At 59.9% G+C, this 20,281-nt stretch carries 16 protein-coding genes; 7 read left to right on the forward strand and 9 right to left on the reverse strand.

Annotated elements, in window-relative coordinates; genetic code table 11:
• Positions 1-54 precede the first annotated feature (54 nt).
• Positions 55-834, forward strand: a complete 780-nt coding sequence (locus ACFDAU_RS00615) for a DUF2189 domain-containing protein (RefSeq protein WP_413438111.1) — start codon at positions 55-57, stop codon at positions 832-834.
• Between the two features lie 92 nt (positions 835-926).
• Here the strand turns inward: ACFDAU_RS00615 and ACFDAU_RS00620 are convergent, their stop codons facing one another.
• From ACFDAU_RS00620 to ACFDAU_RS00630, 3 genes are all read right to left on the reverse strand, one after another.
• Positions 927-2,333, reverse strand: coding sequence for an ammonium transporter (locus tag ACFDAU_RS00620; protein ID WP_413438113.1), 1,407 nt, complete (start codon positions 2,331-2,333; stop codon positions 927-929).
• An 11-nt stretch (positions 2,334-2,344) separates the two neighbouring features.
• On the reverse strand, positions 2,345-2,683 hold the full coding sequence (gene glnK / locus ACFDAU_RS00625; RefSeq protein ID WP_124703621.1) for a P-II family nitrogen regulator: 339 nt from the start codon (positions 2,681-2,683) through the stop codon (positions 2,345-2,347).
• 64 nt (positions 2,684-2,747) lie between these two features.
• Entirely contained in the window at positions 2,748-3,551 is an 804-nt protein-coding gene (locus tag ACFDAU_RS00630) for a TorF family putative porin (RefSeq protein WP_413438115.1), read from the reverse strand.
• 302 nt (positions 3,552-3,853) lie between these two features.
• Between ACFDAU_RS00630 and ACFDAU_RS00635 the strand changes: the two genes are divergently transcribed.
• The 5 genes from ACFDAU_RS00635 (at position 3,854) to ACFDAU_RS00655 (ending at position 11,805) form a co-directional block, all read left to right on the forward strand.
• Positions 3,854-4,123, forward strand: coding sequence for an accessory factor UbiK family protein (locus ACFDAU_RS00635; protein ID WP_413438117.1), 270 nt, complete (start codon positions 3,854-3,856; stop codon positions 4,121-4,123).
• 9 nt (positions 4,124-4,132) lie between these two features.
• Positions 4,133-5,629 (forward strand): YifB family Mg chelatase-like AAA ATPase, encoded by a 1,497-nt coding sequence (locus tag ACFDAU_RS00640; protein ID WP_413438118.1) that lies wholly within the window; start codon positions 4,133-4,135, stop codon positions 5,627-5,629.
• A gap of 394 nt (positions 5,630-6,023) precedes the next feature.
• Complete coding sequence (locus ACFDAU_RS00645) at positions 6,024-7,883, forward strand: peroxidase family protein (RefSeq protein ID WP_413438120.1); 1,860 nt, start codon at positions 6,024-6,026, stop codon at positions 7,881-7,883.
• Positions 7,884-8,035: 152 nt separating this feature from the next.
• Positions 8,036-10,768, forward strand: coding sequence for a hypothetical protein (locus ACFDAU_RS00650; RefSeq protein WP_413438122.1), 2,733 nt, complete (start codon positions 8,036-8,038; stop codon positions 10,766-10,768).
• Positions 10,765-11,805, forward strand: a complete 1,041-nt coding sequence (locus tag ACFDAU_RS00655) for a VIT1/CCC1 transporter family protein (protein ID WP_413438123.1) — start codon at positions 10,765-10,767, stop codon at positions 11,803-11,805. Before ACFDAU_RS00650 ends, ACFDAU_RS00655 begins: the two co-directional genes overlap by 4 nt.
• A gap of 43 nt (positions 11,806-11,848) precedes the next feature.
• On the opposite strand, the gene ACFDAU_RS00660 is transcribed toward ACFDAU_RS00655, so the two are convergent.
• Both ACFDAU_RS00660 and ACFDAU_RS00665 read right to left on the reverse strand, forming a co-directional pair.
• Positions 11,849-13,531 (reverse strand): ABC-F family ATP-binding cassette domain-containing protein, encoded by a 1,683-nt coding sequence (locus tag ACFDAU_RS00660; RefSeq protein WP_413438124.1) that lies wholly within the window; start codon positions 13,529-13,531, stop codon positions 11,849-11,851.
• 82 nt (positions 13,532-13,613) lie between these two features.
• Positions 13,614-14,738 carry a pyridoxal-phosphate-dependent aminotransferase family protein gene (locus tag ACFDAU_RS00665; protein ID WP_413438125.1) on the reverse strand — a complete coding sequence of 375 codons (1,125 nt, stop codon included), beginning with the start codon at positions 14,736-14,738 and terminating at the stop codon, positions 13,614-13,616.
• A gap of 183 nt (positions 14,739-14,921) precedes the next feature.
• On the opposite strand from ACFDAU_RS00665, the gene ACFDAU_RS00670 reads away from it, so the two are divergent.
• Complete coding sequence (locus ACFDAU_RS00670; protein WP_413438126.1) at positions 14,922-15,680, forward strand: gamma-glutamylcyclotransferase family protein; 759 nt, start codon at positions 14,922-14,924, stop codon at positions 15,678-15,680.
• Positions 15,681-15,696: 16 nt separating this feature from the next.
• Here the strand turns inward: ACFDAU_RS00670 and ACFDAU_RS00675 are convergent, their stop codons facing one another.
• From ACFDAU_RS00675 to ACFDAU_RS00690, 4 genes are all read right to left on the reverse strand, one after another.
• Positions 15,697-16,443, reverse strand: coding sequence for an ATP-binding protein (locus ACFDAU_RS00675; RefSeq protein ID WP_413438127.1), 747 nt, complete (start codon positions 16,441-16,443; stop codon positions 15,697-15,699).
• A gap of 152 nt (positions 16,444-16,595) precedes the next feature.
• Positions 16,596-18,350, reverse strand: a complete 1,755-nt coding sequence (msbA, locus tag ACFDAU_RS00680; protein ID WP_413438128.1) for a lipid A export permease/ATP-binding protein MsbA — start codon at positions 18,348-18,350, stop codon at positions 16,596-16,598.
• On the reverse strand, positions 18,347-18,829 hold the full coding sequence (locus ACFDAU_RS00685; RefSeq protein WP_413438130.1) for an N-acetyltransferase family protein: 483 nt from the start codon (positions 18,827-18,829) through the stop codon (positions 18,347-18,349). The genes msbA and ACFDAU_RS00685 overlap by 4 nt, the downstream gene beginning before the upstream one ends.
• A gap of 5 nt (positions 18,830-18,834) precedes the next feature.
• Positions 18,835-20,226 carry a dihydrolipoyl dehydrogenase family protein gene (locus ACFDAU_RS00690; RefSeq protein ID WP_413438132.1) on the reverse strand — a complete coding sequence of 464 codons (1,392 nt, stop codon included), beginning with the start codon at positions 20,224-20,226 and terminating at the stop codon, positions 18,835-18,837.
• Positions 20,227-20,281: the final 55 nt, after the last annotated feature.

The raw sequence follows: 20,281 nt of genomic DNA on the forward strand, positions 1-20,281 counted from the left end.
ATGATGTTCTAGACTGGAATGGGGCCTGCCCGTAATTTCCCTAAGGAGAGAACCATGGACAAAATCGCCATCAAACCCAATCTGCATGCAATCACGTTGCCCGCCATCGACCGTATCACCGATTACACCCGTCCCATGCTGTGGTTGCGCCAAGGCTGGCGTGACATGCAACGCACCCCGCTGTTGAGCCTGGGTTTCGGCGCGCTGTTCGCGGTGCTGGGCTATGCATTGGTGCACTTTGGCTGGGGCGGAGTGCAAACCGGGATGACGCTGACCAGCGGGTTTCTGCTGGTAGCCCCGTTTCTGGCTGTGGTGTTTTACGATCTCAGCCGTCAGGCGGAGCATCACCACGCGCCGCGACTCGCGCATATCCTCAAGCCGCTGCGCGCCAATGGTGCCTCAATCGGTTTCTATGCGCTGCTGCTGGCATTCATTTTTAGCGTGTGGGAGCGGCTCTCTGCCATAGTGGTAGGCTTATCTGTATCGGGCGATCCGGTGAACTTTGCGGGTTTCCGCGCGCTGCTGGCAGGTTCCGGACAGCTGGGCATACTGCTGCCCTATGCGGCAGTGGGGGTCTTGCTAGCAGTTCTGGTATTTGCGCTGAGCGTCGTATCGCTACCCATGATGTTGCACCGCAAGGCTGATCTGGCCACGGCGCTGATGACCAGTTTATGGGTGGTGCGGACCAACCCGTTATTGATGCTGGAATGGGCGCTCATCATTGTTGCGCTGAGTGTGCTGGGTTATGCCACGTTGTTTGTTGCGATGGTGGTGGTATTTCCGCTGATCGGCCACGCTACCTGGCATGCCTACCGCGATCTGGTGGAACGCTGAAATGAAAAACGCCCCTTGCGGGGCGTTTGGTATTGCCAGCAGTCCGATGGGCACCGGGGCAGGCCTTCGGAACCATACGGCTGCCGGATTGTTTACTCCAGTTTCTCACCGTGCAGGCTGATGTCCAGACCTTCGCGTTCCTGGTCTTCAGTTACACGCAGGCCAATGACCATGTCTATTATCTTCAGGATGACGAAGGTCACGACTGCGTCATAAACGATGGTAACCCCCACACCCTTGGCCTGAATCATGAGTTGCGCCATATTGCCTTCAAGCATGCCGGCGGTACCGCCGATGGCTTTAACAGCGAATACGCCGGTCAGCAGTGCTCCCACAATACCGCCAATGGCATGTACGCCGAAAGCATCGAGCGAGTCGTCATAACCCATCATGTTTTTCAGGTATACCGCAGCCCAGAAGCACACTATGCCCGCGGCGATACCGATAAACAGTGCACCGGACGGGCCGACAAAGCCAGAGGCCGGAGTGATGGCAACCAGACCGGCTACCGCACCGGAACAGATACCGAGAAGGCTGGGTTTGCCTTTGGCCATCCATTCAACAAACATCCAGCTTAGCGCTGCAGCGGCAGTGGCGATCTGGGTGGCGGCCATTGCCATGCCGGCACGGTCGCTGGCGGCGACGGCTGAACCGGCGTTGAAACCGAACCAGCCCACCCACAACAATGCTGCGCCGATCATAGTCAGCACCAGATTGTGCGGGGGCATAGGCTCTTTGCCATATCCCACGCGTTTGCCAATCACCAGTGCGGCGACCAGGCCTGCCACACCCGCGTTGATATGCACCACTGTTCCGCCGGCATAATCCAGCACGCCATCGGCACCCAGCCAGCCTCCCGGACCCCATACCATGTGTGCAATCGGTGCGTACACAGCAATCAACCAGGCGGTTATAAACCATAGCAGCGCGGAAAACTTCATGCGCTCAGCGAACGCTCCGACAATCAGCGCAGGGGTGATGATTGCAAACGTCATCTGGAAGGTCATGTAAGTCGTTTCGGGAATGGTCGGCGCCAAGGCGTTCACGCTATCCAAACCCAGACCTGTCAGGAATACCCGGCTCAACCCTCCCAAGAACCCGCTGCCTGGGGTAAATGCCAGACTGTAGCCGATGATCATCCACAGCACCGTGACCATGCAGGTGATTGCGAAGCTCTGCATCACCGTGGCCAGCACATTCTTCTTGCGCACCATGCCGCCGTAGAACAAGGCCAGACCCGGGATGGTCATCATGAGCACCAATGCGGTGGAGGTCAGCATCCAGGCATTGTCGCCGGAGTTGATGAACGCTGCCGGGTTGGGCGCAGCAGCCGGAGCGGCTGTGGCGGGAGGTGCCGCCGCCGGTGCGGACGCGGCATCAGGTGCCGGAACCGCTGCCGGGGCAGCAGCGGCCGGTGGCGCCGCCGTGTCGTCTGCGCTGGCCATGCCGGATAAGCCCAGCGTGCACAGCATACTGATTGCAATGAGCCATTTCTTCATGTTGCTCTCCCTTAAAGTGCTTCAGGCCCGGATTCGCCGGTGCGGATACGCACGACCTGCTCCAGGTTGAATACGAAAATTTTGCCGTCACCGATCTTGCCGGTGTGTGCGGATTTCTCGATTGCCTCGATCACCTGATCCAGCAGGTCGTCCGCAATCGCCGCTTCGATTTTGACTTTAGGCAGGAAATCCACCACGTATTCCGCACCGCGATATAACTCGGTATGCCCCTTTTGCCGTCCAAAACCCTTTACCTCGGTCACTGTGATGCCCTGCACGCCAATGGTGGAAAGCGCTTCACGTACCTCGTCGAGCTTGAACGGCTTGATGATTGCCGTAACGAATTTCATGTTATCTCCTTGGTAAAGACGCAGCAGCCGGGAGCTGCCGCGCCGAAACGGGCTAGATGCTCAATTAGAAAGTCTTTGATATAGCAGCTACGAAATGGCTGTCGCCCAGGTTCTTGTTGCCATTTACACCGGTAATTTTGTAGCCGGCGTCCTTGGCATTGGTATCTGTGTAATAGGCGGTCGCGCTCCAGCCAGCACCAAGGTCTTTGGTCACACCCAGTTTCCAGTCGGTGTAGGAGTACAAGCTGTCGTTTGAAGCTGCGCCAGTTGTGGCAGTTCCCGTGTATTTCTGCTCACCGACGTGGGCATTAAGAGTCCAGGTGTCAACAATAGGCACATTGGCGGACAAATCGAGATAGTAGGAACCGTCCGCGTTATCCACCCCGAACAGCCCTTTGGACACAACATACGACACTTTGCCGGTCAGCCACTTATAAGACAGGGCGCCATAAACTTCTGTGGTATTAGGCTTGACCGCGCCAGCAGCCAGTGTGGGATAACGACCTGGATAGTAATATTGCAACACGCCTACGTCATAACCAATGTTGCCAATGGTGTTGCGGTAGCCGCCATAGAGATCCCATTCCATGCTGACCGAGCTGCCCGGAACCGCATCCGAGTACCAGCTGATGTTGGAACCCCAGGTGCCCAGATACAAGCCGCTCGAGTGCGTAAAATCAGCGCCGCCCTGAATGGCCGGATTCCGTGCAGTTTGTGTAATGCCGCGATAAACATACTCACTGGTCAGGCCAACGTTCGCGGTCAGGGTATAGGCAGGCGTGGGCGCGGGGGCAGCATCGGCGGCGAACGCAGGAATCGCAGCGCAGGCCAGGGCGACGGCCAGAGCGGTTTGAGTGAATTTGTGCATGAGTCTTTTCTCCTCTTAAAAGGCTTCAAAATCGCAACATTGCAAAATTGCGACAATCCTTTAGCATGCTTCGTGCCATATTTATTATTTATATAAAACATATAGTTATTGTTTTTTTACGGTAAGACACATTTTTGTGCGCACTAAAAATGTGCATTAATATTCCTTGATGCACTGCTGCGGAGCATGATGGATTAGGCCATTTGGATGATGAAATCATCGGGCAGTCCTGCATCAAGGTTTGGAATTCAACGCCTGCTTATTTGGTACACTGACCGATGTCTATGTAAGGAGAACATCGGATGCTGCCCAATCAGAAACTGCTCGACGAAATCGGCGGGAAAATCAGCCAGGTAATCAGCAATAGCCCGGCCAGGGACATTGAGAAAAATATCCGCGCGATGATGCAGAGTGCGCTGCAAAAGCTGGATCTGGTGACGCGCGAGGAATTCGACGTGCAACAGGAAGTGCTGCTGCGCACGCGCGAAAAGCTCACTGAACTGGAAACCCGGCTGGCGCAGCTGGAAGCCCTGGCACACGCCGCGGATCACCCACAACAGTTGGAACCCTGACCGCTGCGAATGGGCATTGCCGTCCTCCACAGCCGGGCGCTGTCCGGCATGGACGCACCCGAAGTGGTGGTGGAAGCGCATCTCGCCAACGGCCTGCCCAGTTTCACCATCGTTGGTTTGCCCGAGGCCGAGGTGAAAGAAGCCCGCGACCGGGTTCGGGCCGCGATCCAGAACGCACGCTTCGAATTCCCGGCGCGGCGCATCACTGTCAATCTCGCCCCTGCAGACTTGCCCAAGGAATCCGGGCGTTTTGATCTACCCATCGCGCTTGGTATCCTCGCCGCCTCCGGACAGATCCCCGCCAATAAGCTGAAAGACTACGAATTCGCCGGCGAGCTGGCCCTGACTGGTGAGCTGCGCCCGATCCGCGGGGCGCTGGCGATGACTCTGGGCGCGGTTTCCAGCGGGCGTGCGTTTATCCTGCCCAGTGCCAGCGCACTGGAAGCCGCGCTGGTGGAGGGTGCCGTCGTCCACCCCGCCGACTCGCTGCTGGCAGTCTGCGCTCACCTTGCCGGACAGGCCTTGCTGCCATTGCAGGCGCTGCTGCCGGTGGCATCCGTGCAAGCGCATTACCCGGATTTCAACGAAGTCAAAGGCCAGCTCGGCGTCAAACGCGCACTCGAAGTCGCCGCGGCCGGCGGTCATTCGGTGCTGATGGCAGGACCGCCCGGTACCGGCAAGGCCATGCTGGCGGCACGCTTTCCCGGCATTCTGCCTGGCATGAGCGAACAGGAGGCCATCGAATCCGCGGCATTGCTTTCCTTGAACGGCGGTTTTCGCATCGAGCACTGGAAGCGCCGCCCCTACCGCAGCCCGCACCATACCGCTTCGGCGGTGGCGCTGGTGGGCGGCGGCGGGATTCCGCGACCGGGCGAGATCTCACTGGCGCACCACGGCGTGCTGTTCCTCGACGAGTTGCCGGAATTCCCGCGCAGCGTGCTGGAGGTATTGCGCGAGCCTTTGGAATCGGGGCGCATCACCATTTCGCGCGCCGCCCGGCAGGCTGATTTTCCTGCACGTTTTCAATTGATCGCGGCGATGAACCCGTGCCCGTGCGGCTACCTCGGCCATCCAGCAGGCAAATGCCGCTGCACGCCGGACCAGATTGCGCGCTATCGCGGGCGCATCTCCGGCCCGCTGCTCGACCGCATCGACATCCAGATCGAAGTCCCCGCGCTATCGCACGAGGATTTATTGCGTCAGCCCGATGGCGAAACCAGCGTCGCGATTCAGGCCAGGGTGGAAGCTGCACGCGTCCGCCAGATTGCGCGCCAAGGCAAGCCCAACGCTGAGCTCGGCACCAAGGAAATCGATACCCACTGCGCACCGGATGCGGCTGGCGAAGCGCTGCTGAAACAAGCCATCAGCCGTCTCAACTTGTCGGCACGGGCCTACCACCGCATCCTCAAAGTCGCGCGTACGGTGGCTGACCTGGCGGATGACGAGCACATCGCCCCGCGCCATATTGCCGAAACTATCCAGTACCGGCGCTTTACGGGCGGCTGAACTTTCACATAACGACAAACCGCCTTTTCAGGTCAGCCAGGCTCAGTTCGCAGAATATAAAACTGACCAAAACTCCTTGTTCAACTATACAAACTTCGCCGTGATGCATGAGGGTTCGACTACCTTCCTGTCGCGCACGAATTCTCGCTATTCGGTAATCCGAATTAACGCGCGGCGCCTGCCCAAAATAAATTAGGCCAAATAGCCTATGCCTTATGACGAATAGCCCAGGTTGGTCAGATTGCTTATAAATGCCTGACGCAAGCAAGGTAATGTTCTTGATTCAAGACGGTATTTGATCTCATGCCCCCATTCTTTATGGAGTGTTAATGCAAGGCTCAGAGGTTTCGTCACCGGGTTTGCGGCATCTTACGCAATCACATAGGAGCTTGTTATGGCACAGCAACTTGAGAAAATTTCGGGGCATGGCGGACTGCGTGGTTCAACCTCCCCACGGACCTCGTCTAATTTTCAGGGGCGCTTTGGGCGCATGTTTCGCGCCTTGCCTCCAGCCGAGTTTAACGATGAAGATCTTGTGGCGTTGGCAGGCAGCGGTAAGTTACCCGATCTGCCTGAACAGGAAACTCCGCCCAGCGGCATGAACGCGTATCCTGAGGTGAAACGCAACGCCTCCACCGGCAAACCAGTCAGGAACAGCGATGGTGGTCTGGTGCCGTCGCCAGCGCCGGAAGACAAAGCCGACTCGGAAGAGAATTTTGGTATCCCCACGGGATACACTTATCTGGGTCAATTCATCGATCATGACATCACGTTCGATCCGGCCAGCAGCATGCAGAAGCGTAATGATCCGGAAGCACTGGTGGATTTTCGCACACCCGCGCTCGACTTGGATTGCCTGTACGGTCGAGGGCCTGACGACCAACCTTATATGTTCCAGACGGACGGCGTGAGGTTTCTGTTAGGTGCGCCTTTGACCAAGGGTGTTGACGCAAGCAATGCGCGCGATTTACCACGTTTGCCAGTATCTAAATCCCCCCATGAACCACAGCGCGCGGTGATAGGTGATAAACGCAATGACGAAAACGTGATCGTGTCGCAATTGCATGGTGTATTCCTGCAATTCCATAACGCCATTGCGGATCAGTTGAAAGAGCCTGCGTTCGCTGAAGTGCAGAGATTGGTGCGCTGGCACTACCAGTGGGTTGTGCTGTATGACTACTTACCCCGCATCGTCAATGCCAAGACCTATAAGGAAGTTTTTAGGCACTTAAAGTACGTACCCGATGAAGAGTTGGCACAGGGGGTTAAAACCGCATATATCACTGAGACAGACAATATTGTCGCCGATGGTCAGGCGCCTAATTTGAAGTATTACCATTGGCGCAATGAGCCTTTCATGCCGATTGAGTTCGCCGCGGCGGCGTATCGTTACGGACACTCGATGGTACGACCGATCTATCGGCTGAGCCGCAAGCTGAATACCGGCGGTTTGGTTGGGGATGGCCGCCGTGCCATCTTTGCCGGTGTCGCTGGGGCAGGGCTCAGTGGTTTTGACAAATTTCCGACAGATTGGGCGATTGATTGGGATCTTTTTTTCGAAATCAATGAAAAGATAGGTGCTTCTAGAACTGGCCCAAATCGCGTCCAACCCGCGTATAAGATCGATCCATCACTGGTAAATCCGCTTGCATTCCTACCGGAATTTTCTCTGAATGAGATGGACAGCGATGGCAACCTTAAACCCCAACCGGGCAAGCTGCCAAACCTGGCGCTTCGAAATCTGCGGCGTGGCAACGCGATGGAACTTCCTTCGGGCCAGGATGTTGCCCTGGCAATGGGTATCAAACCACTCACCAACAAGGAAATGCAAGTAGGGAAAGCTGCCGTTGGTGACGTAAATGGCAACCGTACAATCCAGGATTTGATAGATGCCGCCAAAGAGCAGGGGCGCAGTTCAAGTTTCGAACATGGCGTACCTTTGTGGTTCTATATTCTGGCAGAGTCCTTAGCCGACTGGCGCAAGGCAGTCGAGGCCCATAAGATAAAGTGTCCCGATGCCAGCGAAGAGGATATGAACGCAGTACCTGTCCGGCTCGGTCCGGTCGGCGGGCGCATCGTGATGGAGGTCATAGTGGGCCTGTTGCTTGGGGACCCACATTCCTTTCTTGCGCAAGATCCACTATGGACACCCGCGCGTGACTGGAAGGCCGGGGGCGATGGTGTGCTCAAGAACTTTATCAAGGATGGCCGCTTTGGGATGCCGGAGTTGATTCGCGTCGCGGGATTGGCCTAAGCCACGTGGGTGCAATGATATTCCATTCTGATTGCATGACCCGTTCTCACCCCCTCGCATCCAAGTAGATATGTCGACAAATGTTCAACTTGGTGCGGGTGCTCAGAAAATGAGCGCATTTTATGGCTTAAGCTGCATCAGGGAGACGCGTCATGATTTTTTTCCACAAGAAGCCGACCGAAAACGATACCGCTTTCGATCTTGAGACGGTGCTCACACAGGAACGAGCACTAATAGACACCCTTCGTGCGCAAGCCAATATCGAGGCAGGAACGCCCTTGGTTGGCCTGGCCTTCTCCGGCGGCGGTATCCGCAGCGCCACCTTCAACCTCGGCGTGGTCCAGGCGCTGGCCGAGCGCAAGCTGCTGCGCGGTTTCGATTACCTGTCCACGGTGTCGGGCGGCGGCTATATCGGCGGCTGGCTGGCGGCGCTGATCCGGCGCAAAGGCAATGGCAGCGTGGCGGCACTCGAGCCGCTCCTGGCGTGCGGCGGAGACGAGCTGACGGCGGTGCGCTTTCTGCGCAGCTACAGCAATTATCTGACGCCGCGTGGTGGCCTGCTGTCGGCTGATACGCTGGGCGCGGTGGCGACCTACCTGCGCAATCTGTATCTCAATCTGAGCGTGCTGATCCTGAGCGTGGCGGCGCTGCTATTGCTGCCCAGGTTGCTGATTGCGGGACTGCCGCAGCTGGCTGATCTGCGGCTGCCGGGGCTGGGTACGCTGCTGGAGTGGAGCGGATTTCATTATCTCAATGCGTTGCACCCGATCTACTTCGGGCTGGGCGGGCTGAGCCTGCTGGTTGCGGTGGTGATGACCTCGTTCAATCTGGTGAGCACCGGGGCGCCGCGCTGGTACTGTCAGCAAGGCTGGGTGCTGAGACTGATCGTGTTGCCGACGCTGCTGGCCGCGGTCTTGTTCAGTTACGGCTTTTTTCTGCTCGGCGCGCAGCTCACCGCATCGCCGCTGGAATGGATGAAAACCGCCGCGCTGCTGTATGCCGTGCCGTGGCTGTACGGCCGCTTGCTGAGTCTGGCGTTCGGCCAGACTGAGCGGCGCGAGTTGCGGCGGCGTCCGCTGTGCAGCGGGCTGGTGATGCTGCTCAGCACGCTGGCGGCGGGTGCGCTGGGCGGGCTGCTGTTTTATGCAGCGGTGCATGGCTTGCGCTATCTGCCCGCCGGGACCGCGGTGTGGTGGGCGGTAGGGCTGGGCACCCCGTTGATTCTGATGATTTTTTCGCTGGTCGTGGTGGCGCACATCGGCTTCATGGGGCGCGATTTTTCCAACGCCATGCGCGAATGGTGGAGCCGGCTCGGCGGCTGGATACTGATCATCGGGCTGGCCTGGCTGGCCCTGTTTGTTGTTGCCATCTACGCATTGCCGCTGTTGCTGTGGGCCAGCCACTGGGCGTATGGCGGCGGCGCTGCCTGGCTGGCGTCCACGGTGGCCGGGCTGATGCTCGGCTCGGGGTCGGCCACCGCGAGACCCGGCAGTGTGTGGTGGAAGGAATGGCTGGCGAAAAGTGCGCCGTGGGTGTTCATCAGCGGCCTGCTGATCCTGCTCAGCGCGCTGCTGCAATATGTGCTGAGCGATGTGGATGTACGCGTACTGGCGCCTGGCAGCAGCGTCCAGGACTATGCCTACCACTGCCTTGCCGCCATGAACCAGGTGTCCGGCTGGCTGCTGCTGGGGGTGGCGCTGGCGTGTGTGGCTGCCGCTGCGCTGCTGTCCTGGCGCGTCGATATCAATCTGTTTGCGCTGTATTACTTTTACCGCGACCGGCTAGTGCGCTGCTATCTGGGCGCCTCGCGCCAGCCTGAGCGTGCGCCGCAGCCGTTTACCGGCTTCGACCCGGCTGACGACCTGGCACTGGCCGATCTGGTGCAGCGCCCGTACCCGATTTTCAATACCGCCATCAATCTGGTCAAAGGCAGCGATCTGGCCTGGCAACAGCGCAAGGCGGCGGCGTTCAGCTTCACCCCCAGCCATTGCGGCTTTAGCCTGGCGACGACCGCCAGCAGCATCGCAAAGTGCCGCGGCGGCTACCGCCCGAGCGCCGGATACCTCGGCCCGCACGGGGCTTTTCTCGGCACGGCGATGGCGATTTCCGGCGCGGCGGCCAGCCCCAACATGGGTTATCACAGCTCGCCCGCGCTGTGTTTGCTGATGACGGTGTTCAACCTGCGCCTCGGCCACTGGAGCGGCAATCCGTGCCACCCCAGCGCCTGGCGCGCCTATGGCCCGAAACTGGGCGGGCGCTACCTGCTGAGCGAACTGTTCGGTCTCACCGACAGCGATACGCCGTTCGTCTATCTGTCCGACGGCGGTCATTTCGAGAACCTCGGCATTTACGAACTGGTGCGGCGGCGCTGCAACTACATCGTTGCCATCGACGCCGGACAGGACGAAAAATTCAATCTCGACGATCTCGGCAACGCCATCCGCAAGTGCTACACCGATTTCGGCGTGCGCATCGACATCGACGTCAGCGCGCTGCGCCCGGACTCCGCCACGGGTTTGAGTCTGTGGTCGGCGGCAGTCGGCCGCATTCATTACCCCGATGCGCCGGACGCCCAGCTGCTGTACCTCAAGCCCACGCTGGCATGCGATATTCCCTCCGACGTGTTCAACTACGCGGTCAGCAACCCCGGCTTTCCGCACCAGCGCACCAGTGATCAGGACTTTGACGAAGCGCAGTTCGAGAGCTACCGCAAGCTCGGCCACCACCTTGCAGCGCACGTGTTTGACGACGCCTATCGCGAACTGCTCGGCAACCATTACAATGCCGGACAGGATCTGCCCAACCACGAGTGGGCGGGATTGTTCCGTATCCTGCGCGCCCACGCAGACGCAGACTTTCGCAAACAGGCCAAAATCACTACATGACATCACACGCATTTGAAGGCTGGCTGGAAGAAAAACGTTCCGTATATCTGTACCGTGCCGTAGCCGCAGCCGAATCCGGCACACCGCGACAGGCTTTATTCAGCGAGCTGGCCGAGGCGGCAGAAGGGCAGGCAAACCTGTGGGCTACAGAAATCCGCAAGGAAGGCGGCATCCCGCCCACTGCCTTTCATCCCGATATGCGCACACGACTGGTTGCCTGGCTGTTACCCCGGCTCGGTACGCGCGCCATGCGCCATGTCCTGGCGGCGATGAAAGTGCGCGGCATGTCGCTGTATTTCAAGCCCACTGCCACCCACGGCATGCCGACCTCGCTGGCCGAGGTCGGTACACGCCATCAGGGACACAGCGGCAACGGCAACCTGCGCGCAGCGGTGTTCGGCATCAACGATGGCCTGGTGTCCAACGCCAGCCTGATTCTCGGCGTGGCCGGCGCTGCGGCCAGCAGCCAGACCCTCCTGCTGACCGGTGTGGCCGGTTTGCTGGCGGGCGCGTTTTCGATGGCGGCGGGGGAATACATCTCGATGCGCTCGCAGCGCGAAATGTTCGAATACCAGATCGGTCTGGAACGCGAAGAACTCGACCAGTACCCGCAGGAAGAAGCCGCCGAACTGGCGCTGATTTATGCCGCCAAGGGCATTCCCGAGGCCGAGGCCAGGAAACTCGCGGATACTTTAATCGCCGACCCGACTCGTGCCCTGGACACGCTGGCGCGCGAGGAACTCGGGCTCAATCCGGATGAGCTGGGTTCGCCATGGGGCGCGGCGATTTCCTCGTTCATTTCGTTTTGCGCCGGCGCGGCCATTCCGCTGGCGCCGTTTCTCGTCACCAGCGGCAACCCGGCGCTGCTGGCGGCGGTGGTGCTGACTGCTGCGTCGCTGTTTGCAGTGGGCGCCACGCTGAGCCTGTTCACCGGCCGCCACGCCATACTGGGCGGCTTGCGCATGCTGGCCATTGGTGCCACGGCAGGAGCGGCGACCTACTTCATCGGCAGGCTGATGGGCGTGAGTTTGGGCTGATTTCGGTGCGCTTAAAACGCAGCACGCTTTTTCAGTTCACGCGTCAGGCAGCACGCTTTTTCGCGGCGGACGCGTTCTCTTTCAGGCTGTCGCGCAAGCGCTTGCCCTCGTCCAGAAGATAGCGCTGATAGTCATCCAGATCGCCATCGAACGGTTCCACGCCGCCGCGTGTGACCAGCCAGAATTCATCACACACGGCACGCAATAGCGCGCGGTCGTGGCTGACCAGCATGACGGTGCCTTCAAATTCGTTGAGCGCCATGGCGAGCGCCTCGCGTGTGGCCAGGTCGAGGTGGTTGGTCGGCTCATCCAGCAGCAGCAGGTTGGGGCGCTGCCACACGATCATGCACAGCACCAGGCGCGCTTTTTCGCCGCCGCTCATGGTGCCCACGGCCTGCTTGACCATGTCGCCGCTGAAGTTGAAGGTGCCCAGAAAGCTGCGCAGATCCTGCTCGCGCGCGTTGCCGCGGCCATTGACAGAAGTTTCTTTTACCAGCCGTATCATATGTTCCAGCGGCGTATCCGCCGGGCGTAGCACGTCCAGTTCCTGCTGCGCAAAGTAGCCGATATTCAGCCCGCGTCCTTCAGTCAGCTCGCCGCCGGTGGCAGTCAAGGCACGCGCCACGGTTTTCACCAGCGTCGATTTGCCCTGCCCGTTGGCACCCAGGATGCCGATGCGCTGGCCGGCGAATACCGAGCGGCTGACGTTTTCCACGATCACCGTGGGCAGCGCGCCGGCCGGCGCATCTTCCGGCGCGGGATAACCGCAGCTGACATTTTGCATGGACAGCATCGGGTTGGGCAGGTTGGCCGGTTCCTTGAACTCGAAGCTAAAGTCGGCACTCGCCAGTAACGGTGCGATACGCTCCATGCGATCCAGCGCCTTGACCCGGCTCTGCGCCTGCTTGGCCTTGCTGGCCTTGGCTTTGAAGCGGTCGATGAACTTTTGCAGGTGCGCGATTTTGTCCTGCTGTTTGGAAAACGCCGCTTGCTGCAGCAGCATCTGCTCTGCAAGCATGTCTTCAAAAGTGCTGTAGTTGCCGCCGTAGCGGGTGAGCCGCGCATTGTCGATATGCAGCGTCACTTGCGTCACCGAATCCAGGAATTCGCGGTCGTGGCTGATCACTACCATGGTGCCGGTGTAGCGCTTGAGCCAGGCTTCCAGCCACACCAGTGCATCCAGATCCAGGTGGTTGGTGGGCTCGTCGAGCAGCAGCAAGTCGGATGGGCACATCAACGCCCGCGCCAATTGCAATCTCATGCGCCAGCCGCCCGAAAAGCTGTTGACCGGATTATCCAGCTCGCTGGTTTTGAATCCCAGCCCGAGGATAAGCGCTTGCGCCCGCGCCTGCGCATCGTGCGCGCCGGCGTCATACAGCGCCATGTAGGCATGCGCCATGCGATCGCCGTCGTCGCTGGTTTCGGCGGCGTCCACCTCGGCCTGCGCGGCAGCCAGCACCGTGTCGCCCTCGATTACGAAGTCGGTCGCGCTGTGCTCGGTCTCCGGCATGTCCTGCGCCACTTGCGCCATGCGCCACTGCGCGGGCATGGAAAAATCGCCTTTGTCTTCATGCAGCGTGCCGTTGAGCAGCGCGAAAAGTGTGGATTTGCCTGCGCCGTTGCGCCCGACCAGACCGACTTTTTCGCCCGGATTCAGGGTGACGGATGCGTTATCCAGCAGCACTTTGGAACTGCGCCGCAAACTGAGGTTTTTAAGAATGATCATGCGTACGGTATACCAGCCTGTTTGAAGAGTGCAGCAATAAAAAACGGGGCAGATGCCCCGTAATTTAGTGCGCAGATGACGCCTATAATACTTGTTTCAGCGACGACAGGCAGTAATCAATATTTTCCGCACGGCTGGCATGCCCCATCAGGCCGAAGCGCCACACCTTGCCCGCCAAGTCGCCCAGACCCGCACCGATTTCCAGATTGAACTCGTTCAGCAGGCGGGTACGTGCGACGGCGTCGTCCACGCCTTCGGGGATATACACGGTATTCAGCTGCGGCAGGCGGTAGTCTTCCTCCACCACAAATCTCAAGCCCATGGCCTCGAAACCGTCGCGCAGCATTGCGTGATTGTGGGCATGACGCGTCCAGCTGTTTTCGATACCCTCCTCGGCCAGCATGACCAGGGCTTCGTGCACGCCATAGAGTGGGTTGATCGGCGCGGTATGGTGATAAGTGCGCTTGCCCTCGCTGCCCCAGTAACCCAGTACCAGGTTGAGATCGAGGAACCAGCTTTGCACCGGGGTTTTGCGGGCCTTGAGTTTGGCGATGGCGCGTTCGTTGAACGTCACAGGCGACAGGCCGGGGGTGCAGGACAGACACTTCTGGCTGCCGGAATACACCGCATCGAGTTCCCACTCGTCCACCATTACCGGGATGCCGGCCAGCGAGGTGACGGCATCGACAATGACCAGGGCGCCGTATTTGTGCGCAATGGCTGCCAATGCATGCGCATCGGAACGCGCGCCGGTCGAGGTCTCGGCATGGACAAATGCCAGCACCTTGGCGTCCGGGTTGGCGGCAAAGGCTTCTTCCACCTTGGCGGTATCCACTGGCGTGCCCCAGGCATCGTCCACCACCACCGGCACGCCGCCGGTGCGTTTCACGTTTTCCAGCATGCGCCCGCCGAATACGCCGTTTTTGCATACGATGACTTTGTCGCCCGGTTCCACCAGGTTGACGAAGCACATTTCCATCCCCGCCGAACCGGGCGCGGACACCGGCATGGTGAGCGCGTTTTCAGTCTGGAACGCGTAACGCAGCAGCTCCTTCATCTGTTCCATCATGCCCACGAAAGCGGGGTCGAGATGGCCGATGGTGGGGCGAGCCATGGCATCGAGAATGCGCTGCGGTACATCGGACGGACCTGGCCCCATCAGCGTGCGGCGCGGCGGGATAAAAGAAGGAATATCGGGTTTTTGCATGATTGACCTGTGGATTATCGTTGGTGTATTAAAACACTGTGGCGGTAGCACAACGTTTGATTCTAACCTAACTCACACGCTACAAATACCATGTTAAACATGGGGTTGTTAATTTGACGTACTTGACACCGCAACATTGAGCGCGCGGCTCGAATGGCCGCAACCCATTTCAGGGCTGACAGAATGAGAAAAACTGCAATTGTTTGCATGGTGTTTTTGGGCGCGTTCGCCAGCCATTTTGTGTGGGCAGATGCAAGCCGAATCGGGGGCGTTGAACAAGCCGGCACGCCCGAAGAGATATGCCATCCTCACCCCGAGCATGGCAAAAACCAGTATATCGTTGGCTACGGCAGCTTATTGGAACGGGCCTCGCGCCAGCGCACAGCGCCCGCCGCGGGCGAGGCCGTGCCGGTGCGCGTGCAGGGATTTCGGCGCGCCTGGATTGCACGCGGTTCATCCACGGGTTTCAGCACTACGTTTTTAGGGGTGTCGGCGGATGCGCGCTCCCCGATGAATGCCGTGCTTTTTTCCTTGCCGGATGAATCTGCAATCGCCGCCATGGACAGCCGGGAGAATGGCTATTGCCGGGTCAAAATCAGTGCAGCGCAAATCACCACGCTGGATCTATCGCCGCTCCCGGACGGCGAGCGCTGGATTTATGTGAACAAGCCGCAAAACATCGCGCCACCCTCCACAAGCTACCCCATTGTGCAATCCTATGTGGATGTGTTCTTGTCCGGCTGCCTGGAAGTCGGGCGGGCGTTTCAACTGGGTGATTTTGCGCACGAATGCATCGCCACCACGCATGGCTGGTCAAGCCACTGGGTGAACGACCGAATTTATCCGCGCCGCCCTTTTATTTACCAGCCCAATGCAGGCGCGATCGATGCGTTGCTGAAGCGTGAACTGCCGCGCCGTTTCCGCTCGATCCGGATCGAGTGAATAAGCGGCGCTAGAGTCAGGCAGACGGTGACTGCATGAGCGGGCGCATCGCCGTCAACAAGCTGGAAAACAGCTTGGGATGGGCCTTTTCCTGTTCCGCCAGCAGTAGCTTCATGCTTTGGCGCTGCATCGGCATGGCGAAGCAGGCCGGGCAATTTTCAGGCACCACGGGCAGTGCAGCCTGCTGGGCGAAGGCGGCGGTCTGGCGTTCACGCACATACACGAATGGCCGGATCACGCGCACATCGCCGGCATCGTTGGTGTAATGCGCCTGCATGGTACGCAGCTTGCCGCCGAAGAAGGCGGACATGAAAAAGGTTTCGGCCAGATCGTCCAGATGCTGCGCCAGCGCGAGTACGTTGTAATGGTTTTCACGCGCGACGCGATACAGTATTCCACGCCGCATTCTTGAACAGTAGGCGCAGAACGAGTCGCCGTCCATGTTGCGCTTGGCTTCTTCCAGTACCGGCTGGCTCTCGAAAAAATACGGCACACCCAGCCCCGCCAGGTAGGGTTTCAGCACGCTGGGGTCGTAGTCCGGCGATTGCGGGTCCACAGTACAGGCGGCGAGTTTGAATTTCACCGGTGCGCGGCGTTGCAGATCGAGCAGCACATGCAGCAGCGACAGCGAATCCTTGCCGCCGGAAATGCCCAGCAGGATGCGGTCACCGTCGCGGATCATGGCGAAATCGCCGATGGCCTTACCGGCTGCGGAGAGCAGGGAGCGTGGCGGTTTGACGGGCTGGATGGCTGGCTCGGTCATTTTCTTGAAAATCTTTTAGCCACGGAGAACACAGAGGGCACAGAGAGAATCGGCGCTTGCAGACAAGCCGCTTCGGTCACCCAGAACACGAGCCGCTTGCCCAAATGAAGGGTTTTCTCTGTGCCCTCTGTGTTCTCTGTGGCAAATGGGTTTCATGACTTGGTCTCGTGAAATTGCAGCCGGTGCAGGTGGGCATAGGCGCCGTTTTTGTCCAGCAGCTCGCGGTGGCTGCCGATTTCGATGATGCGGCCCTGCTGCATCACCGCGATACGGTCGGCGTTTTCGATGGTGGACAGGCGGTGTGCGATGACCAGTGTGGTGCGGCCCTGCATCAGGGTTTCCAGCGCGGCCTGGACGTGGCGCTCGGACTGGGTGTCGAGCGCCGAAGTAGCCTCGTCGAGGATCAGCACCGGCGCATCTTTCAGCAGTGCGCGCGCGATGGCGATACGCTGGCGCTGGCCGCCGGAGAGCTTGACGCCGTTCTCGCCGACCATGGTTTGCAGGCCGTGCGGCTGCTCGCGGATGAACTCCATGGCGTGCGCAGCTTCGGCGGCGCGGATGATGTCGGCCTCGCTTGCACCGGCTTGCGCGCCATAGGCGATATTGGCCGCAATGCTGTCGTTGAACAGCACTACGTCCTGCGACACCAGCGCGATATTGGCGCGCAGGCTGGCCAGCGTGATGTCGGTAATGGCGCGATCATCGAGCAGAATCTGTCCTGAATCCGGTGTGTAGAAGCGCGGGATCAGGTTGACAAGGCTGGTCTTGCCGCTGCCCGATGCGCCGACCAGGGCCACGGTTTCGCCGGGGCGAATGGCAAGGTTGATATCGTTGAGCGCCGGGATGGGTTTGTCCGGGTAGGCCAGGGTAATGTGGCGGAATTCCAGTGCGCCCCGGGCGCGGCCAATCGCCAGTGTGCCGGTATCGGTTTCGGTGTCGCGGTCGATCAGCTCGAATACCACTTCCGCCGCGGCCAGACCGCGTTGCAGTTGCTCGTTCACCCCGGTGAGTCGCTTCACCGGCCCGAAAATCATCAGCATCGCAATCATGTAGGAGACGAAGCCGCCCACAGTGAGTTCCCCACGCTGCGCCTGCTGGGTGGCGATATACACCACCAGCGCCACGCCCAGCGCAGCCACCAGTTGCACTACCGGGCCATTGGCGGCAGCGGCGGAAATGCCCTTCATGAAATAGAGCCGGGCGTTGTTTACCGCTGTTCCGAAGCGCTGCAATTCGTAATCCTGCCCGCCGAATATTTTCACTACCTTGTGCGCGCCGACCGACTCTTCCACCACGTGGGTAATCTCGCCCAGATTCTGCTGCGCCTGACGATTGATGTTGCGCAGGCGGCCGCTGACCGTGCGGATAATGAAAATGGCCAGCGGGGCGATGGCGATGATGATCAGCGTGAGTTTCCAGTTCAGCCACAACAGCCAGCCCAGCAGCCCGGCGATGGCGAGCGTGTCGCGCACCAGCAGCGTCACTGCGCTGGTGGCGGATTGGGTGACCTGGGTGACATTGAACACGATATGCGCGATCAGCGTGCCGGTGGAGCTGTCGTCGTAAAAGCGCGTTGGCATCGCCACCAGCTTGCGAAACATCGCCGTGCGCAAGTCCATCACCAGGCGGCTGCCGACCCAGTTCATGCCATACGTTGCCGCAAAGTCGGCCAGCCCGCGCACCACAAACAGCGCAATCATCACCAGCGGAATCAACCGGATCATGTCCGGGTCTTTTTTGACGAAGCTGCCGTCCAGCAGCGGTTTGAACAGCGCCGGGATGGCCGGTTCGGCCGCCGCCGTCACCGCCATCGCCAGCAGCGCCCCGGCGAACATTTTCCAGTACGGACGGACGTGGCGCAGCAGGCGCAGATAGAGGGCCACACCGGTATGGGGAGTTGAGGTCATAAAGCCATTTTCAGTTTTCGTCCGCCGGCGACGCTGAATCCTTCGCGTTCGTAGAATGCCAGCGTGCGGTCAAATTGCGGCAGTTGCGGCGTGGTCACTTCCAGACGTTTCCATTGCCTGGCGTGGCCGAACGTTTTGGCAGCCTGAATCAGCTGTTGCCCGACATGCTGTGAACGCAGTTCCGGGCGTACATACAGCTCAGGGATGGTTCCATAGGCGCCTTCGGCATACAGCGCAAAGCTTTCGCACAAGGTAAGGAATCCGACTTCCGTGCCAGCCGTTGCGTCGCGTGCGATCAGCACATGGTATTTCTCCTGTTCGAGAAATGTCCTGAGTCGAGCCGTGGTTTCTTCCAGGTTGAAATGGAAAGCCTTGTTGCCCGTGGCACGCATGATTTCATTCAGCAACTCGCCCACCATTTCAGCGACGACGGGCGCGTCGGCAGCGCAGGCATGGTCGATGCGGATGGAAGACGTCATTCGGGTTATTCCCCAAATACCTGCTGCGCCAGCCCCCATTTTGCCGCCAGTGTCTCGGTGGCATTCTGGATTTCCTCGGTTCTGGCCGGGTGGTTGTAGAACATGCCTGCGAAGCGCGCCAGCGCGTCGTCGTGGCCGAACTGCTGGGCGATGACGTGGAGCATTTCGCCGGCTTCGGCCCCCACCACTTCCGCGCCCAGCAATGCGCCGCTATCCATGTCGGCAATCAGGCGCACGAAGCCGTCGGTGTCGTCCTGGCCGAGCGCACGCGGGTTGGTTTCGAACGCGGCAAAGCCGACGGCGGGCTCCAGTTCGGCGTCTTCGGCATCGTCCTCGTTCATGCCGATGCGGCCCAGCTCGACGGCCGAGTAAACCAGCTCCGGCACGGCGCCGGCATCCCGCTCGCGCGAACCGGGGCTGAGGATATTGGCGATGGCCACAGCGGCATCGGCCAGCGCCTGGTTGGCGGTCATGCGTGGATTGGCGACATCGCCGATGGCGTAGATGTGCGGCGCGCTGGTTTGCAGATGGGCATTCACTTTGACGAAGCCCCTGGCGTCAAGCGTCACGCCGGCTGCATCGGCGGCCAGATTGTCGGTATGCGGACGGCGCCCGGTGCCGAGCAATACCCAGTCCACGGTTTCCACGCTGCCGTCGCCGAGGGTGAGTTTGACGCCGTCCGGCAGTATTTCCACGCACTGCGCGCGGCAGCCGGTACGCACCTTGATATCGTGCCGGGCCAGCGCTTCGTACAGGATTTTCAGCGCCGGCTGCGAGTAGGCGCTGCTGGCCAGCGGCTTGCTGTTGGCGATCCACAATACGTCACGGCCGAGCTGGCTGAGGATGAACGCGAATTCAGTACCGATCACGCCGCTGCCGACCAGCGCCACGCGTTTGCCCGCGGGCGGTACATGGTCGAACAGGTCGTCGGTGGTCAGCACGCGGCCCGGGGTGAGCGGATAAGCGTCGGGAACCAGCGGGCTGGAACCGGTGGCGATGATGATGTGTTGGGCGTTAATACTGGTTTCGCCGACGGCGACAGTGTGGGGGTCGACGAAACGCGCTGCGCCATTGAAGGCGCTGATGCCGAGGCGCTTCATGTAGTCGGTGTAGCTGTCGCGCACGGTTTCCACGACTTTTTTCTGGTGTTGCCAGGCGCCGTCGAGTTCTGCGCTCAGCGTCCCGCTGATGCCGCGTTTGGCAAATCCTTTGCTCGCCGCCACCAGTTGTGCGGTGTGATGCCAGTCCTTCTTGGGCACGCAACCGCGGTTCAGGCAGCAGCCGCCCCAGTCGGCCTTTTCAATGATGGCGACGGACAAGCCGCGCAGGGTGGCGAGCACGGCTGCACGGTAGCCGCCCGGGCCGGAACCGATTACGATGAGATCAAATTGCTGCATGATTAATTCCTGTCGATCGAATTGCAAATAGCGATGCCGTCATTGCGCGAGTCCG

Origin of the sequence: Sulfuriferula sp. GW1 (assembly GCF_047300855.1) — a bacterium.
Classification (GTDB): domain Bacteria; phylum Pseudomonadota; class Gammaproteobacteria; order Burkholderiales; family Sulfuriferulaceae; genus Sulfuriferula.

Coding starts and splice junctions, on each gene's coding strand:
- ACFDAU_RS00660 (WP_413438124.1), bottom strand. CDS start 13,531: ATGATCATTCTTAAAAACCTCAGTTTGCGGCGCAGTTCCAAAGTGCTG.
- msbA (WP_413438128.1), bottom strand. CDS start 18,350: ATGACCTCAACTCCCCATACCGGTGTGGCCCTCTATCTGCGCCTGCTG.
- ACFDAU_RS00615 (WP_413438111.1), top strand. CDS start 55: ATGGACAAAATCGCCATCAAACCCAATCTGCATGCAATCACGTTGCCC.
- ACFDAU_RS00650 (WP_413438122.1), top strand. CDS start 8,036: ATGATTTTTTTCCACAAGAAGCCGACCGAAAACGATACCGCTTTCGAT.
- ACFDAU_RS00675 (WP_413438127.1), bottom strand. CDS start 16,443: ATGACCGAGCCAGCCATCCAGCCCGTCAAACCGCCACGCTCCCTGCTC.
- ACFDAU_RS00620 (WP_413438113.1), bottom strand. CDS start 2,333: ATGAAGAAATGGCTCATTGCAATCAGTATGCTGTGCACGCTGGGCTTA.
- ACFDAU_RS00645 (WP_413438120.1), top strand. CDS start 6,024: ATGGCACAGCAACTTGAGAAAATTTCGGGGCATGGCGGACTGCGTGGT.
- ACFDAU_RS00685 (WP_413438130.1), bottom strand. CDS start 18,829: ATGACGTCTTCCATCCGCATCGACCATGCCTGCGCTGCCGACGCGCCC.
- ACFDAU_RS00630 (WP_413438115.1), bottom strand. CDS start 3,551: ATGCACAAATTCACTCAAACCGCTCTGGCCGTCGCCCTGGCCTGCGCT.
- ACFDAU_RS00665 (WP_413438125.1), bottom strand. CDS start 14,738: ATGCAAAAACCCGATATTCCTTCTTTTATCCCGCCGCGCCGCACGCTG.
- ACFDAU_RS00655 (WP_413438123.1), top strand. CDS start 10,765: ATGACATCACACGCATTTGAAGGCTGGCTGGAAGAAAAACGTTCCGTA.
- ACFDAU_RS00640 (WP_413438118.1), top strand. CDS start 4,133: ATGGGCATTGCCGTCCTCCACAGCCGGGCGCTGTCCGGCATGGACGCA.
- ACFDAU_RS00690 (WP_413438132.1), bottom strand. CDS start 20,226: ATGCAGCAATTTGATCTCATCGTAATCGGTTCCGGCCCGGGCGGCTAC.
- ACFDAU_RS00635 (WP_413438117.1), top strand. CDS start 3,854: ATGCTGCCCAATCAGAAACTGCTCGACGAAATCGGCGGGAAAATCAGC.
- glnK (WP_124703621.1), bottom strand. CDS start 2,683: ATGAAATTCGTTACGGCAATCATCAAGCCGTTCAAGCTCGACGAGGTA.
- ACFDAU_RS00670 (WP_413438126.1), top strand. CDS start 14,922: ATGAGAAAAACTGCAATTGTTTGCATGGTGTTTTTGGGCGCGTTCGCC.